The organism is Pseudomonas sp. PH1b, assembly GCF_000633395.1.
Classification (GTDB): domain Bacteria; phylum Pseudomonadota; class Gammaproteobacteria; order Pseudomonadales; family Pseudomonadaceae; genus Aquipseudomonas.
This window is the reverse complement of record NZ_AYMU01000002.1, coordinates 574916-589770: the sequence shown is the minus strand read 5'-3', so window position 1 is coordinate 589770 and position 14855 is coordinate 574916. Positions and strand designations below refer to the sequence as shown.

Here is a 14855-nt window from a genome sequence, read left to right as displayed (position 1 = left end):
TGACCCTTTCTTGAGGAATCGCCCATGTTTAAAGTCAACGAGTACTTCGACGGCACCGTCAAGTCGATTGCCTTCGGCACGGCCGAAGGCCCGGCCACCATTGGCGTCATGGCCCCGGGCGAATACGAATTCGGTACGGCGCAGCGGGAAATCATGCACGTGGTCTCCGGCGCGCTGACCGTCAAGCTGCCCGACAGCGCCGACTGGGAAACCTTTCCTGCCGGCAGCCAGTTCAATGTGCCGGCCAACAGCAAGTTCCAGCTCAAGGTCGCCGTGGACACCGCCTACCTGTGCGAGTACCGCGGCTGATCGAGCCGCTGCCTGAGCATCAAAAAAAATGCCCGCCTCCAAGGAGACGGGCATTTTTCATGGTGGCATCAGGGTCATTCCAGGACCGTCACCGCCATCCCCACCTGCAAGCGGCCCGCCGTATCGTTGACCAGGTTCTGGCCGAACATCGCACCGTCCTCCCGGGCCCGGTATTTCTGCAGGGTCGCCAGGGGCTCGCGATCGGCACTGCGCTCGCCGGTCTGCGGGTCGATGGTGGTGAGGATGCAGCGCGAGCATGACTTGACCAGGCGAAACTCGACCTCGCCGATGCGGATCCGCTTCCAGCCGTCCTCGGCAAAGGCCGCGCTGCCCTCGATCACCAGGTTGGGCCGAAAGCGCAGCATTTCCAGGGGCCGTCCGACCCGACTCGACAGGTCTTCAAGGGAGGCCTGGCCAATCAGCAGCAACGGAAAACCATCAGCGAACGCCACCTGGTCATCGTCCTTGCCGTAGCCAGCGGCGGTGGTCCGGGCCCGCTCCAGGGGCACATGCACCAGGCGGGTCGGCTTGCCGATGAAGCGGCTCACCCATTCTCCTGCCTCATCGCCGGCATCAGGCACCCGCAGGGTGTCTTGCCAGATGGTCACGCCACGCAAAGGGGCATCGCTAGCCGGTAGCGGCACATCAAGGGCATTGAAGCCGGAAGCCTCAAGAGTCAGGCCACCCTGGTCATTCCACAGGGCTGATAACTGGCTCATTCGCGCCACGGCGCGCTGGGTCAGAAAGCGCCCACTGGCCTCATCCACCAGCATCCAGCGGCGATCCCCTTCCAGCCCGAGCTTGTCCAGGCTGATCTGTTGCAGGGTTTCGCCCCGGGCGGATTTCAACGGGTATCGATAAAGCGCGCTAAGACGCATGTCCAGCTCCCTGTGTGGGCAAAGCGCTCACCCTATACCAGGGCTCCGATGAAACAAAGGAGCACGATCGGCCTCAGGCATGCGCAGCACTCAGGCACCGACTTCATCGAGCATCAGGCGCTGGCGGACCACGTCCACCAGCTTGTCCGGCTGGAATTTGGAGAGGAAGTTGTCGCAACCGACTTTCTTCACCATGGATTCGTTGAAGCTGCCGGACAGCGACGTGTGCAGGACCACGTAGAGCCCGCGCAGGCGTGGGTCGTTGCGGATCTCGGTGGTCAGGCGGTAGCCGTCCATTTCCGGCATTTCCGCGTCGGTGAACACCATCAGCAGCTTGTCGGTCATCTCGACCCCGGTATCGGCCCAGGCCTTGAGCATGTTCAGGGCCTTGAGGCCATCGCTGGCGATGTGCATCTTCACCCCCAACTGGCCCAGGGTGTCGCGCAATTGCGAGAGCGCCACGTTGGAGTCGTCCACCAGCAGCACCTCACGGCCGCGGGCACGCTCCAGGACCGGGTCCTCGAGTTTTTCCCGGGAGACCTTGGCGTTGTAGGGAACGATTTCCGCCAGCACCTTCTCCACGTCGATGATTTCCACCAACTGGTCATCGACCTTGCTGATCGCCGTCAGGTAATGCTGGCGCCCGGCGCTGGTGGGCGGCGGCATGATGGCTTCCCAGTTCATGTTGACGATGCGGTCCACGCCGCCGACCAGGAACGCCTGCACCGAGCGGTTGTACTCGGTGACGATGATGGTGCTGTTCGGCCCCGGAATCAGCGGGCGCATGCCGATGGCCTGGGACAGGTCGATGACCGGCAGGGTCTGGCCACGCAGGTTGACCACGCCACAGACGAACGGGTGGCGCTGGGGCATCAGGGTCAGTTTCGGCAGTTGCAGGACTTCCTGGACCTTGAACACGTTGATCGCGAACAACTGTCGACCGGCCAGGCGGAACATGAGGATTTCCAGGCGATTCTCACCCACCAGCTGGGTGCGTTGATCTACCGTGTCGAGAATGCCGGCCATTAATGACTCCTGGGCTTGTTCTGATGAATTCACTAAAGACTGATATCGGCCGGATGCGCCGTATCTTGACCCGCATGCAAATTGCCACACGATGCCATTGATGTCACATTAACATCATGGTTTACTGACGCGGTCAATTCAGCAGCACTACCCTGCGACGGCGAGACCTCTATCTCGGCGCTAAGTTCCTGCGCCTAGGGGATTCCCCTATCAACAATCAGGACCAGCCTGATATTCGCAATATCCAATAGCCATTAATGTGACGCCATTCTCATTGCATGAATGGAGTCAGGCTTTTGTTTTTGATCGCAGAAAGGTGGCCCAGCACCCTTTCAAGCCTAAACCCCCACGCCCCTCAAGCCCCGGCACATACGCTTCGCCGTGCTGCAGCCGACACGTGGGCAGCGTTCGAAAACAATCCAAATCAGCTTTCGCGACAGCCTGCGGTCGCTGCAAAGAAAACAGATTTATCCTATATCCAATTGCAAAAATCGCGCTTTACCTTAAACCCGTTCAGCCAACGCCCTATCCCCCCATCGGACACGACGTCATGGAGATAAGCATGCTAGAGGACGGCCACAAGTGCGTTACCCCCCTGCCCGAGTTCTTGCTTGAAGCCCAGACGCTGCTCGCCAAATCAGAGGACTGCCTGAATCATCTGCATCTGATCAGGAATGACGAGGAAGCCATCAACTGCCTGCTCAACACCCTGCTACGCCTGGCTCAGGCCGCAGCCCACAGCGCCATCCAGCCGGTGTCCGAGTTCTCCCTGCGCATCCATGTCCTGCTCAAACGCCCAGAGCACCCGCTGGACCTCAACGACACCCTCCTCGATGCACTGAAAAGCTGCCTGACACTGATGGCCTGGCAACTGGAACTGATCGACCCGCAAAACGGACAGCTCAATCTGGATGACACCGAGCAGGTCATGCTGATCGAAGAGCTGGCAGGTCAGGTGGCACAGAACTGCACCTGCGCATACCCCTCCTGCAATCATTAGAAGTTGTAACTCCCCCTGCCAGGTGACAGATAACAACTCCGGTCAACCAGTGAAAAATCAATAAGCAATTGGGCCGGCGGGCAAGCCTTCGGTCGTTATTGAATATTTCATACCCAAGAGCGACATCACCGAGCAAAGCCCCCTAACTTCGACCCTGCCCGGGACATGCAGTTACAAAACATGCAGCCCCGTGAAGCCCGGATTAATAGCGCTTTCCACGACCATCCGGGGCTGGATAGAGCGCACAGGACTCATGTGTCGCGGGCCCATATTCCTGACTCTAAAGACATATATACCTGTGCGTATAAACGCGACCAACGGTATCTTCGGTGGTATTATGCCGCGCATAAACGGACACACTTAATGGCACATTGATTTCAATGTCGGCAATCACTACCCGCCACTACAAGATAGGCCGAGAGTATTGATTGAAACCGGGCATTCAAAATACAGCGTTACTCAAACAAGCCCCGTCATCCACGTTGGACCGGGCTCTTCGCAGCGAACATTCATTGGCTCCATCCGCTATGTACGCCAGCCTCAAGTCATTCTTCACTTGGCCTCCCTCCCGTGATCATCTTCGCTGGCTCAGCCTCTTGCTGTGCTCCTGCTCGGCATTGGCCACGGTGTGGGTCTATTGCCAGGGCCAACCCCTGCCCCTGGCACTGCTGGCCCTCAATGTAGCGGCCCTGGCCTGCATCTGGATGCAATACGGCTCTTCGCGCAAGTCCATCCGGTTTCTGCCTCAGGAGCTCGCCGAGCGCCTGCTGGAAGTCAAAGAAAATGAACGCCACCGCCTCAGTCGCGAACTTCACGATGACATCGGCCAGTTGCTGACCGCAGCCAAGCTGCAGACCGACTGGCTCAAGCGGCGCCTGCCGGATGACCTGCAGGAACACTGCACGGTGCTCGGCACCACCCTGGAAGAAACCCTGGCCAAGGTGCGTGACGTCTCCGCCATTCTTCATCCCCGGCAACTGGCCAGTCTCGGACTGGAAGCCAGCCTGCGCGCCCATCTGCTCAAGACTCTGGAGAACACCTCGGTGCACTGGAGCCTGGAATGCCGCCAGCGCCTGGCGGGAATCCCGGAGGAAATGGCCGTCGCCGCATTTCGCATCACCCAGGAAGCGGTGACCAACATGCTGCGCCACGCCCAGGCAAAGAACCTGCTGGTACGCGTACAACGCCTGCCGGAAGGGCTTTCCCTGTTCATCAGCGATGACGGCCTGGGATTTGCCCCGGCCAGCAACCCTGGCGCCCAGGGTCAGCGCGGCATGGCCGGCATGCAGGAACGTATCAGCCAGCTGGGGGGCACCCTCACGGTCACCAGCGAGGCCGACCACGGCACCCAGATCGAAGCACTCTTTCCCTGGGCCCCTCGCACCCTGGAGCGGGCCAGTACGAATAAGGTTTTACATTGACCTGTAATTTACTCTTGGTGGATGACCACTCGCTCATCCGGGCTGGCGTGCGCGCCCTGGTCATGGACATTCCCGGATACGCGGTGATCGGTGAGGCCGATGACGGTGCTCACCTACTGGACATGGTCGAGGAGCTGCAGCCGGACATTATCCTCCTGGACCTGTCGATGAAGCGCACCGGCGGCCTCGACGCCCTGCGTCAGCTCAAGGCGCTGCACCCGCAGAGCAAGGTGCTGATTCTCTCCATGCACACCGACCCGAACCTGATCATGCAGGCCCTGGAGTCTGGCGCCCACGGCTACCTGCTCAAGGACACCACTGCTACCGAACTCGAACACGCACTTGAAGCGCTGCGCAACAACGAGCGCTACCTGAGCCCGGCCATCGCTCACACGGTGATCAACCAGGCCCTGACCCGGGCCCAGAAAAGCCAGCCGCAGCCCGTGGAGAACCACAACCTGACTGGCCGCCAGCTGGAAATCCTGCGCCTGATCGTCCGCGGCAAATCCACCCGGGAGATCGCCCTGGGACTGGGCCTGAGCATCAAGACCGTGGAAACCCACCGCTCACAGATCATGAAGCGCCTGCAGATATTCGATGTGGCCGGGCTGGTGCTGTTCGCCGTGCGCGAGCGCATCATCAGCCTCGACGACTGACTCAGCGCCCCCCGCCGAGCAAGGGCGAATCCGCCGGCAGATGCACCTGCAAGGCCGCCGGGCGCGCACTGAAGCGCAGCCTGTCGCCCTGCAGCGGCTCGCCATCGAGGTTGATATCCAGCCCTCGCGATGCCTTGATCTCGACCCAGGGCAAACGCGCCCGGACAAACAGATTGTCGATCCCCAGCCCCCCCGCCAGCAGGTTTTTCAGGGTGCCCACCAGCTCCTGGGGCGCCGGCAGGATGCTGATATCGAGCAAGCCATCATCGGCCAGGGCCCCCGGGCACAACTCATGCCCTCCCCCGGCTTGCCGACCGTTGCCGATGCCCAAGGCCAGCAGTTCGCCTCGCCAGTGGAAGTCCGGCCCCTGCAACTCGCCATAGGCGGCACTCAGTTCCGCGAAACGCGACAGCCCGGTGAACAGATAGGCCGCGCCCCCCAGGACTTTCTTCAGGTCCTCCGAAGTATTGGCTGTGACCTGGCTGCCAAAACCGCCGGTGGCCATGTTGAGAAACATCTGCCCGTCGACCTCTCCAAGGTCGATTGCCCGCGCCGGTACATCCAGCAGGTCAAGGGCTGCAGCGGGCTCCAGGGGCACGCCGGCGGCCCGGGCAAAGTCATTGGCAGTACCCAGCGGCAGCAGCACCAGGCTGGCCGGGGCCGCAGCATTGGCCAGGGCCTCGGCAATGTCACGCAATGTACCGTCGCCCCCTCCGGCAATCAGCTGGGTATGGCCGGCAGCCAGGGCTTCAGCCACCAGGCGCTGGGCGTCCCCTGCCTCCCAGGTCAGGCGTACCGCCAACTCCCAGCCGGCCGCACGCTTGGCCTCGACCGCGGCGCGCACCTCCTCGTTGAGGGCCTGTTTACCGTGCAGTATCAATAGCGCCTTGCGCTTACTCATCAGCCATGACTCCCCTGTGTGACTGCATCAAGGATGTTGACCTTGCAGGGTAGGGAAAAAGTCTGTGGTCACGCTTTATTTTTTTCCGAAGCCGGTCTGGCCCACCCTCCCGAGCAATTGCAGGGGGCTGCGGGGCACTGAAAATTTTCTTCTGTCGGTTGGCCAGCGTTCGATTAGCCAGCCGCTGTTTCATGAGCTTTACTCAGCCAAGTCGTTTGGATGAGGAAGTGCAGGCCAGCGCGCTGGCCGACGCAGGGGAGCCTCTTGAGTAGGCACAAGTCCCTGCTTTCCCAGTGAATGCCAGCCACGCCAGGGAAGGAGTCGACGTGGTTTTATTCGGTGTCGGGAACGGACAAAGTGAAGGAATGGTTACGAACTTCCTCGCAGTCTTTCCAGTCAACCGGTGTGCCTTGGATCGAGGGATTTTGATCTTATGCGGTTGCAACCTGTAGACAGCCTGTTACTGACCCGACCCAGCATGGTCGAGTACTTCCTCCTTGGCATCCGCCTGGTCCATGGAATGACCGCGATCCTTCCCGGATTGCTGCTGGTCCTGCTGTCGAACAACCACCTGGGGCAGTTGAAAAGCGACCTGCCGACCCTGTTGTTCTTCGGTGTCATCAGCGTCCTGATCTTCCAGGCCCTGGGGGTCTATGCCGAGTCGATATTCAGCAACAAGCTGCGCTTCCAGCTGACCCTGTTTGCCTGGGCATCGTCCTTCTGCGTATTGCTGTTCATGCATCACTCGATGCAGATATTCAGCGATATCAGCAATCCCGAGCTGCTGGCCTGGTTCATCGGCAGTTTCCTGCTGTTCGGCATTGAGCGCCTGATTCTCCTGACCCTGTTCCAGCAACTGATGCAACGCGGGGTGTTTCTGCAGAACGCCGTGATCCTCGGCGCCACGGAAAACGGCCAGCGCCTGGCCGAATACCTGGCGCAGCACCAGGACATTCGTTCCGGGGTCATCGGTTTCATCGATGACCGCATCGGCCGCTTGCCCAAGACCCTGTGCAATCTGCCGCTGCTGGGCAACTCCAATGACCTGGAGCAGTTGATTCGCGGGGAAAAGGTCACCCAAGTCCTGGTGGCGCTGCCCTGGTCCGCGGAAAACCGCATGGCCTACGTGATTCGCGAGCTGCGCCGGCTGCCGGTGAACGTGCTGCTGGTACCCGACATGGTGGCGTTCAGGCACGCCCACAACCGCATCACCGAAGTCGCCAACCTGCCGATGTTCAACGCCTCCGAAGTGCCTCTTCGAGGCTGGTCGCCATTTTTCAAGCGACTGGAAGACATGGTGCTGTCCAGCGTCGCCCTGATCCTGCTGTCGCCGGTGATGCTGGCGGTGGCCCTGGCGATCAAGCTCGACTCTTCCGGCCCGGTGCTGTTCAAGCAGAAGCGCTACGGCTACAACAACCGGCTGATCGAGGTCTACAAGTTCCGCTCGATGCACCAGCACCTGAGCGATGCCAACGCCGAGAAACAGACCACCCGCGGCGACCCGCGCATCACCCGGGTCGGACGCTTCATCCGCAAGACCAGCCTCGACGAACTGCCCCAATTGTTCAACGTCCTGGGCGGCAGCATGTCCATGGTCGGCCCGCGCCCCCATGCCACGGCAACCAAGGCCGCCGGCATCCTCTTCGAAGAGGCGGTCAAGGAATACACCTCGCGCCATCGGGTCAAGCCGGGCATCACGGGCCTGGCGCAGATCAACGGCTACCGGGGGGAAACCGACACCCTGGAAAAAATCGAGAAACGCGTCGAATTCGATCTGGAATACATCGAAAACTGGTCGGTCTGGTTTGACCTCTACATCCTGTTCCGCACGGTTCCATCCGTCATCATGACCCGCGAGGCCTTCTGAATGAGCACACTCATTCCCTGCATCATTGCTGGCGGCGCCGGCACCCGTCTGTGGCCGGTATCCCGCGAAGCGATGCCCAAACCCTTCATGCGCCTGCCGGACGGCGAGAGCCTGCTGCAGAAGACCTTTGTCCGCGCCACCGCCCTGAAAGACGTTGGGCGCCTGCTGACGGTGACCAATCGCGAGGTGTTCTTCCGCACCCTGGACGACTACCGCCAGTTGAACAAGGCACGCATCGAACTGGATTTCATCCTCGAGCCTTTTGGCCGCAACACCGCGCCGGCCATCGCCGCCGCAGCCCTGCACATCAGCCACTTGTATGGCGAGGATGCCCAACTGCTGGTGCTGCCCGCCGACCACCTGATCAAGGATGTGCAGGCCTTTGCCGCCGCGGTGGACAGCGCCCGGCAACTGGCCGAACAAGGCTGGCTGGTGACCTTCGGCATCGTGCCGACCCATGCCGAGACCGGCTTTGGCTACATCGAGAAAGGCCAGGCCCTGAACACCGAGAGTTTCCAGGTCAGCCGCTTCGTCGAAAAACCCGACGCCGCCACCGCCAAGGCCTATGTCGATGGCGGCCAGCACCTGTGGAATGGCGGCATGTTCTGCATGCGCGCCGACGCCATCCTCCAGGAAATGCGCGAACTGGTACCCGATGTGGTGACCGCCGTCCAACAGTGCCTGCAACTGAGTCACCGCAAGGAAGGCAAGCATGAATTGCAGGTGGAACTGGACGGCGGCAGCTTCGCCCAGGCCCAGGACATCTCCATCGACTACGCGGTGATGGAGCGCTCGAACAAGGTCGCCGTGGTGCCCTGCAAGCTGGGCTGGAGCGATATCGGCTCATGGCAGGCCGTGCGCGAACTGACTCCCGCCGACGAGAACGGCAACCAGTGCAACGGTGAAACCGTGCTGCGCGACGTCACCAACTGCTACATCGATTCGCGCAAGCGCCTGGTGGGGGCGGTCGGCCTGGACAACCTGATCATCATCGACACTCCGGACGCCCTGCTGGTGGCTGACGGCACACGCAGCCAGGACGTCAAGCTGATCGCCCAGGAACTCAAGCGCATCGGCCACGACGCCTACAAGCTGCACCGCACCGTGACCCGCCCCTGGGGCACCTACACGGTGCTCGAGGAGGGGCCGCGCTTCAAGATCAAACGCATCATGGTCAAGCCCGCCGCTTCGCTGTCGCTGCAGATGCACCACCACCGCAGCGAGCACTGGATCGTCGTCAGCGGCATGGCCCTGGTCACCAATGGCGAGGACGAGTTCCTGCTCAACACCAACGAATCGACCTTCATCAAGCCCGGCCGCACTCATCGGCTGGTCAATCCAGGGGTGATTGACCTGGTGATGATCGAAGTGCAGAGCGGGGAGTACCTCGGCGAAGACGACATCGTGCGCTTCAACGACATTTATGGACGGGTTCCTGCCGAGCCCAGCAAACCCTGAAACAACGCCTCATGCCTCAATCTGGCCCTACAGGGAGTTGTAACTATGCACGCCAGGAAGACCGTTCGATGAAAAAACTCCTGCTGATCTCCAGTATTTTCATGCTCTGTGCCTGTTCCATACCGGCGAAGGTGGAGTTGCCCCCCGGCCAGGATCTGAAGGCCGGGCACCAGGCTGGCGATGCCCTGGCCGGCAAGCCCTTGCCGCCCCAGCGGATCCGCCCTGGCGACACCCTGCGCATCGTGCGCAACACCGGCGAAGCCCCGTCGATCTCGGCCTTCACCGCCAACTCGATCTATGAGCTGACGCTGTTCACCGTGCTCAACGATGGCACCTTCGCCTATCCCTACGCCGGACAGATCAAGGCGGCAGGCTTGACCCCCGAGCAACTGACCCAGGTCCTGGAAAGCAAGCTGAAGAACATCTACCAGGATTCAGCGCTCACCGTGAACATCAACCAGGCTCCCGGCAACACCGTGTTCGTCGGCGGCTCGGTGCGCAATCCGGCCTCGCTCCCGGTGACCGTGACCACCACCCTGGAGCAGGCCATAGTCGGCGCCGGAGGGCTGCTGTCAGTAGGCGACAGCCGCAACATCGCCCTGCTGCGCGAAGGCGAGGATGGGCGCTACAAGACCTACTTCTTCGACTATCGGAAATTCATGATCGCCGGCAATGCCGGGGCCGCTCCAGTGCTGTTGCAACGCGGCGATGTGGTGTTCGTGCCCAAATCCAGCGTCGGCAACGGCATTGAATGGGTGGACGTGTACCTCAACCAGTTGATTCCGTTCACTAAATCGATCGGCATCGGGGCGAGTTACGAAATCAACCGCCAATCAGCCAACTGATCGCCAAGGACAGCCCTATGATCAATATCCGTTCTTTTCGCGATTTGCTGCGGTTGTTTTTCATCTTCAAGCGCGAGGTCAAGATCACGGTTCTGGTGACCTTCATCATCATCTTGCTGGGGGCCTTCCTGCTGCCCAACCGCTTCGAGTCCACGGCGCTGCTGCTGGTCAAGCCGGGCCGCGACACCAGCACCTTGCCGATCGAGATTTCCGATCGCCAGGCGGTGGTGATTCCCAGTGCGCAACGTGATCCGATTCTCGACGAAGAGCGCATCCTGAGCGGCGAACCCATTGCCCGCAAAGTCGCCGAGAAGTACCTCGACGATCTGTCCCGACAGCCCCAGCCCAGCGGCGTGCTGGCCAGCATCAAGGGCGCGGTCAAGGCGGCCGTGGAAGGCATTGCCGACCTGCTGCGCGGCACCTTGCAACTGGTGGGACTGGTGGAAAAGCAGACCCCCGTCGAACGCTTGACCGAACGTATGCTGAAGAACTTCAGCGTCACCCATTCCCCCGGCTCCTCGGTGATGGAGGTCAGCTTTACCTGGAACGATCCCGAAGTGGCGCAGACAGTGGTCAAGAGCTGGATCGAGCAGTACCAGCAGGAGCGCGCGCAGACTCTGGGACGCAAGAGCCTGTATGCCTTCTATGAAACCGAAAGCGCTACCACCAATCAACGCATCCTCGGCTACAAGCAGCAGATCACCGACTACCTCAATCAGCTAGGTGCGGTGAGCATCGAAGAGCGCCTCAACGATATTTCGCGCAATCTCAACAACCTCAAGGGCGAGCACCTCAATACCACCCGTGCCGTGGCGTCCACCAAGAGCGGCCTGGACACCATCCAGAAGCAGCTCAACAGCATGAAGAAAGAGATCAGCATTGGCCGCCAGATGAGCCTCAACCCTGATCGCCAGGACCTGCAGCAACGGATCAATGCCAAGCAGATCGAACGCCAGGAAATGCTCCGCACCTTCAAGGAAGGCGCCCCGCCGGTGCGGGCCATGGACTCGGCGATCGCCAACCTGCAAGCCTTGTTGAAATCGGAAAACGGCACCGTGCAGCGCAGCGAGAACCTGGCACCCAACCCGGTCTATACCCGCCTGCAGAACAGCTTCGCCGACCAGCAGGCCAGCCTCAGTCGCCTGCAGACCCAGGCTGCCCAGCAAGAAGCCCAACTGTTCAAGCTGGAACAGGATCGGCGCCAGGCCCTGGCCCTGGAACCCGAGCTGGCGCGCCTGCAGCGCGAGCTCAATGCCGCGGAAAAAAGCTTTGCCCTGTACAGCGACAGCACCGAAAAAGCCCGGATCGACCGCGAGCTGGACCAGAGCCAGATCAGCAACATCGCGGTGATCGAGGAAGCCACCTTCAAGCCCAGCCGGGTATTCCCCAAGAGCCTGACCATGCTCTTGGCGGCCATTCCCCTGAGCCTGGCGGTGGGCCTGCTGGCCCTGTATTTCTTCTATCTGCTGGACCAGCGCATCCATGACGGCGACCAGATCGAGGAACGCTTCGGGGTCAAGGTCTGGACCAGCCTGCAGGACCTGGACAGCCACCTGCCCCAGCGCAACAGCGCCTTCACTGCCAGTCTCTATCGGCTGTACGGGGTTTTGCCTCTCAAACAGGTGGCCGAACAGGGGCTGGTGATTGGCCTGACCTCCGCCCGGCACGGTGAAGGCGTGAGCTTCGTCACCGGGCACCTGCGCGACCTGCTGCAGCAGCGAGGCCATAACGTGCGAGTCGATGGCGCTCCCAAGGCGGCCCCCGGAGAGATCGTGCTGCTGGAGGCCTCGGGCTTCTTCTCCAACCAGGAAGCCTTCGTCAGCCTGCGCGAGGCCGACCTGATCGCCTTGATTGTCGAAGCCGAAACCACCACGGTGCCAGTGCTGCAAAACGCCCTGTCGATCCTCAACACCGCGTTCAAGCGGGTCGACGGCATCATCATCAACCGCCGGCGCTTTGGCATCCCGGAAAACGTGCTGAACTTCATGGCGCGGGTCAGGAGCCATCGCTGATGCACATTGCCCTGCTGGCCCCCATGCCCCCGGAACAGAACGGTATCGCCGACTATGCCGCGCACCTGCGCGCTGCACTGCAAGCCCAGGGACTGCGGATCAGTACACCGCTGGCGGGGGTCGGCAACGACCCGCAGCGCGCCGTCGAACGGGTGACGCAATACGACTGGCAGGGCATCGACCTGGTCCATGCCGAACTGGGGGGTGGACGCCTGGCGGAGTTTCACGCCCTCAAGGCCTTGCGCCAGCGTTTCCCCAGGCTCCCCCTGAGCGCTACGGTGCATGATCCCGAGCGCCTGGTCTGGCGTCGGGCGCAACTGCCCTGGCCATTATCGCTGGCAACGCGCCTGCCCTCGCCTCTGCCGCAGATCGCCACGGTGCTGAGCGATCCCGTTTGCCTGCATGAGGAAAAGCAACTGGCCCGCAGCCTCACCCGGCTGATCACCCTGACCCACGCCGGTGGTGACTGCCTGCGCCAGCGCATGGGCCTGCGCGCCGAACAGATGGTGGTGATCCCCCATGGCAACCTGGCCATCCCGGCCCAGCCCCTGCCACCGCTGACGCCCTTGCGGCTGCTGTATTTCGGCTTCATCTACCGTGGCAAGGGCATCGAGGACCTGCTGGACGCGCTGGCCATGGCCTTCGCCCAGCAGCCCGGCATGCGCCAGCGCATGCGCCTGACCCTGGCCGGAGGCAGTGAACCGGAAATGGCCTTCGGTAGCGCCGGCAGCTACCTGGATCAACTGCGCCAGCATATCCAGCGCCTGAACCTGCAGGACAGTATCGACTGGCAACTGGACCTGCCGGCCATGGACATTCCCAAGGTGATCCAGGCTCATCACGTGATGGTCCTGCCCTACCGCGAGTCCAGCAAACTGAAGCTCCTGGGCAAGCTGCGGGGCACCAGCGGCGCCCTGTCCTGGGCGGTGGCCTGCGGTCGCGGCGCCATCACTTCCGATGCCCGCTCATTCGCCGAAGAGGTGGCCCAGGACAACGGGGTGATCTTTCCCCAGGGCAATGTCGCCGCCCTGGCCGCCGAGCTCAGCCACTTGTGTGCCAGCCCGGAGTTGGCGGAACGCTGGGCCGAACACGCGGCCGTGATCGGCACCCGCCGGGTCTGGAGCCAAACCGCCGAGCGTTTCGCCCGCGTGTTTGCAGATGCCTGTGGAGGAAACGCACATGCCTATGCAACGTAGCTCCAGGCTTCTTCTGCTGGTGCTGGCCTGCCTGTCCTGGCCCGCAGTGGCGGACAACACCCTGCGCGGCACACACCCGGTGGTGTGGAAGGATTTTCTGGGGGGCAACGCGCAGTTCCAGTATTTCAGTCCCAGCGTCTCTCAAAAACAGATGGACCGCCTCGACGCCCTGGGCCTGACCTGGGTCCGCCTGGCCATTCACTGGGCAATGATCGAGCCCACTGAAAACGACCTGCAACTCGATACCCTGGACAGCGCCATGAGTGCCATGCAGGGGCGCCAGTACTCTATCCTCGCCTACCTGGTCGGTTCAGCGCCCTTCGCCGCCGCGGTACCGGCCGGGGCCGCGCCATCCGACCAGTACCCGCCCAAGGACTACAACGTCTTCGCCCAGCGCATGCAGATGCTCGCCCAGCGCTATCCCCAGGTGAACACCTGGCAGGTGTGGAACGAACCGAACATCGTCTGGCTGCCCAAGGAAGACCCCGACGCCTACGACCGACTGCTCACCACCACCGCCACGGCCATTCGCGCAGCCATTCCCGACAAGCCCGTGGCCACTGCCGGCATGGCCTACTACAGCCAGATGCGCAGTACCCCGGGGCTGATGCTCGAGGACCTGCTGCAAGACGGCCTGGGCAGCGAGAATCTGATCGCTGCCTACCATCCCTACTCCGAACTTCCGGAAGGCGACGATGCCACGGCCAAGGACTTCCTGGTGCGCGGCAACTTTCTCAACAGCGCCCTCCATAGCCGGGGCGTGCAGCAGGTCTGGGCCACCGAGTGGGGCTGGTCGAGCTACACCAGCGGTGCCCGCGAGATGCAGGCGATGATCGGTCGCGACGGCCAGGCCGACTACACCCTGCGACGCCTGGCCCTGATGGCGACCATGGACTATCAGCGGATCTTCCTGTTCAACCTCAGTGACCTCGACGCCCGCGCCAGCAACCGTGACCAGTCCTACGGCCTGGTGGACCTCAGCGGCGAACCCAAGCCGGTGTACAACGCCCTCAAGTACTTCCTCGACACCACCGGCCCCAGCCTGGCCCCCGCGGACCCACCGCCCCTGGCCAATGCCCCCGACGACCTGTACAGCATTGCCTGGACTCGCCCCGACGGCTCCCATGTGTGGATGTTCTGGAGTGCCAGCGGCGCCAGTCTGCAGGTTCCCGGCCTCAACGCCGCCACCCTGCACGACCCGTTGAGCGGCAGCCGAACCGACTTGAGCGCACAGCAGGGCATCAGTGTCCCGCTGAAACCCAGCCTGCAACTCCTGGTGTGGTGAG

At 62.0% G+C, this 14855-nt stretch carries 13 protein-coding genes; 10 read left to right on the top strand and 3 right to left on the bottom strand.

Annotated elements, in window-relative coordinates:
* Positions 1-24 precede the first annotated feature (24 nt).
* Positions 25-309 (top strand): pyrimidine/purine nucleoside phosphorylase, encoded by a 285-nt coding sequence (locus U873_RS0105315; RefSeq protein WP_025127247.1) that lies wholly within the window; start codon positions 25-27, stop codon positions 307-309.
* Positions 310-383: 74 nt separating this feature from the next.
* On the opposite strand, the gene U873_RS0105310 is transcribed toward U873_RS0105315, so the two are convergent.
* Entirely contained in the window at positions 384-1187 is an 804-nt protein-coding gene (locus tag U873_RS0105310) for an MOSC domain-containing protein (RefSeq protein ID WP_025127246.1), read from the bottom strand.
* A gap of 90 nt (positions 1188-1277) precedes the next feature.
* A complete protein-coding gene (locus U873_RS0105305) occupies positions 1278-2213 on the bottom strand; it encodes a chemotaxis protein CheV (protein ID WP_025127245.1) in 936 nt (311 codons plus the stop codon).
* Positions 2214-2775: 562 nt separating this feature from the next.
* On the opposite strand from U873_RS0105305, the gene U873_RS0105300 reads away from it, so the two are divergent.
* The 3 genes from U873_RS0105300 to U873_RS0105290 all read left to right on the top strand — a co-directional run bounded on the left by U873_RS0105300 (position 2776) and on the right by U873_RS0105290 (position 5290).
* A complete protein-coding gene (locus U873_RS0105300; protein WP_025127244.1) occupies positions 2776-3213 on the top strand; it encodes a hypothetical protein in 438 nt (145 codons plus the stop codon).
* Positions 3214-3740: 527 nt separating this feature from the next.
* The gene (locus U873_RS0105295) at positions 3741-4634 is read left to right on the top strand and encodes a sensor histidine kinase (RefSeq protein WP_025127243.1); all 894 of its coding nucleotides are present in this window, start codon (positions 3741-3743) and stop codon (positions 4632-4634) included.
* Positions 4631-5290: a response regulator transcription factor gene (locus U873_RS0105290; protein WP_025127242.1), complete on the top strand. Its 660-nt coding sequence runs from the start codon at positions 4631-4633 to the stop codon at positions 5288-5290. Before U873_RS0105295 ends, U873_RS0105290 begins: the two co-directional genes overlap by 4 nt.
* Before the next feature lies 1 nt (position 5291).
* Here the strand turns inward: U873_RS0105290 and yegS are convergent, their stop codons facing one another.
* Positions 5292-6191, bottom strand: a complete 900-nt coding sequence (gene yegS / locus U873_RS0105285; RefSeq protein WP_025127241.1) for a lipid kinase YegS — start codon at positions 6189-6191, stop codon at positions 5292-5294.
* A gap of 433 nt (positions 6192-6624) precedes the next feature.
* Between yegS and U873_RS0105280 the strand changes: the two genes are divergently transcribed.
* The 6 genes from U873_RS0105280 to U873_RS0105255 all read left to right on the top strand — a co-directional run bounded on the left by U873_RS0105280 (position 6625) and on the right by U873_RS0105255 (position 14854).
* Positions 6625-8058 (top strand): undecaprenyl-phosphate glucose phosphotransferase, encoded by a 1434-nt coding sequence (locus U873_RS0105280; RefSeq protein ID WP_025127240.1) that lies wholly within the window; start codon positions 6625-6627, stop codon positions 8056-8058.
* The gene (locus U873_RS0105275; protein WP_025127239.1) at positions 8059-9516 is read left to right on the top strand and encodes a mannose-1-phosphate guanylyltransferase/mannose-6-phosphate isomerase; all 1458 of its coding nucleotides are present in this window, start codon (positions 8059-8061) and stop codon (positions 9514-9516) included. It begins immediately after the preceding gene.
* 68 nt (positions 9517-9584) lie between these two features.
* Positions 9585-10361 carry a polysaccharide biosynthesis/export family protein gene (locus U873_RS0105270; RefSeq protein WP_025127238.1) on the top strand — a complete coding sequence of 259 codons (777 nt, stop codon included), beginning with the start codon at positions 9585-9587 and terminating at the stop codon, positions 10359-10361.
* A 17-nt stretch (positions 10362-10378) separates the two neighbouring features.
* The gene (locus U873_RS0105265) at positions 10379-12373 is read left to right on the top strand and encodes an LPS biosynthesis protein (protein ID WP_025127237.1); all 1995 of its coding nucleotides are present in this window, start codon (positions 10379-10381) and stop codon (positions 12371-12373) included.
* Positions 12373-13569: a glycosyltransferase gene (locus U873_RS0105260; protein ID WP_025127236.1), complete on the top strand. Its 1197-nt coding sequence runs from the start codon at positions 12373-12375 to the stop codon at positions 13567-13569. The genes U873_RS0105265 and U873_RS0105260 overlap by 1 nt, the downstream gene beginning before the upstream one ends.
* The gene (locus U873_RS0105255; protein WP_025127235.1) at positions 13559-14854 is read left to right on the top strand and encodes a cellulase family glycosylhydrolase; all 1296 of its coding nucleotides are present in this window, start codon (positions 13559-13561) and stop codon (positions 14852-14854) included. The genes U873_RS0105260 and U873_RS0105255 overlap by 11 nt, the downstream gene beginning before the upstream one ends.
* The last annotated feature ends 1 nt before the right edge of the window (position 14855 follow it).

Coding starts and splice junctions, on each gene's coding strand:
- U873_RS0105280 (WP_025127240.1), top strand. CDS start 6,625: ATGCGGTTGCAACCTGTAGACAGCCTGTTACTGACCCGACCCAGCATG.
- U873_RS0105270 (WP_025127238.1), top strand. CDS start 9,585: ATGAAAAAACTCCTGCTGATCTCCAGTATTTTCATGCTCTGTGCCTGT.
- U873_RS0105255 (WP_025127235.1), top strand. CDS start 13,559: ATGCAACGTAGCTCCAGGCTTCTTCTGCTGGTGCTGGCCTGCCTGTCC.
- U873_RS0105275 (WP_025127239.1), top strand. CDS start 8,059: ATGAGCACACTCATTCCCTGCATCATTGCTGGCGGCGCCGGCACCCGT.
- U873_RS0105310 (WP_025127246.1), bottom strand. CDS start 1,187: ATGCGTCTTAGCGCGCTTTATCGATACCCGTTGAAATCCGCCCGGGGC.
- U873_RS0105305 (WP_025127245.1), bottom strand. CDS start 2,213: ATGGCCGGCATTCTCGACACGGTAGATCAACGCACCCAGCTGGTGGGT.
- U873_RS0105260 (WP_025127236.1), top strand. CDS start 12,373: ATGCACATTGCCCTGCTGGCCCCCATGCCCCCGGAACAGAACGGTATC.
- U873_RS0105265 (WP_025127237.1), top strand. CDS start 10,379: ATGATCAATATCCGTTCTTTTCGCGATTTGCTGCGGTTGTTTTTCATC.
- U873_RS0105300 (WP_025127244.1), top strand. CDS start 2,776: ATGCTAGAGGACGGCCACAAGTGCGTTACCCCCCTGCCCGAGTTCTTG.
- yegS (WP_025127241.1), bottom strand. CDS start 6,191: ATGAGTAAGCGCAAGGCGCTATTGATACTGCACGGTAAACAGGCCCTC.
- U873_RS0105315 (WP_025127247.1), top strand. CDS start 25: ATGTTTAAAGTCAACGAGTACTTCGACGGCACCGTCAAGTCGATTGCC.
- U873_RS0105295 (WP_025127243.1), top strand. CDS start 3,741: ATGTACGCCAGCCTCAAGTCATTCTTCACTTGGCCTCCCTCCCGTGAT.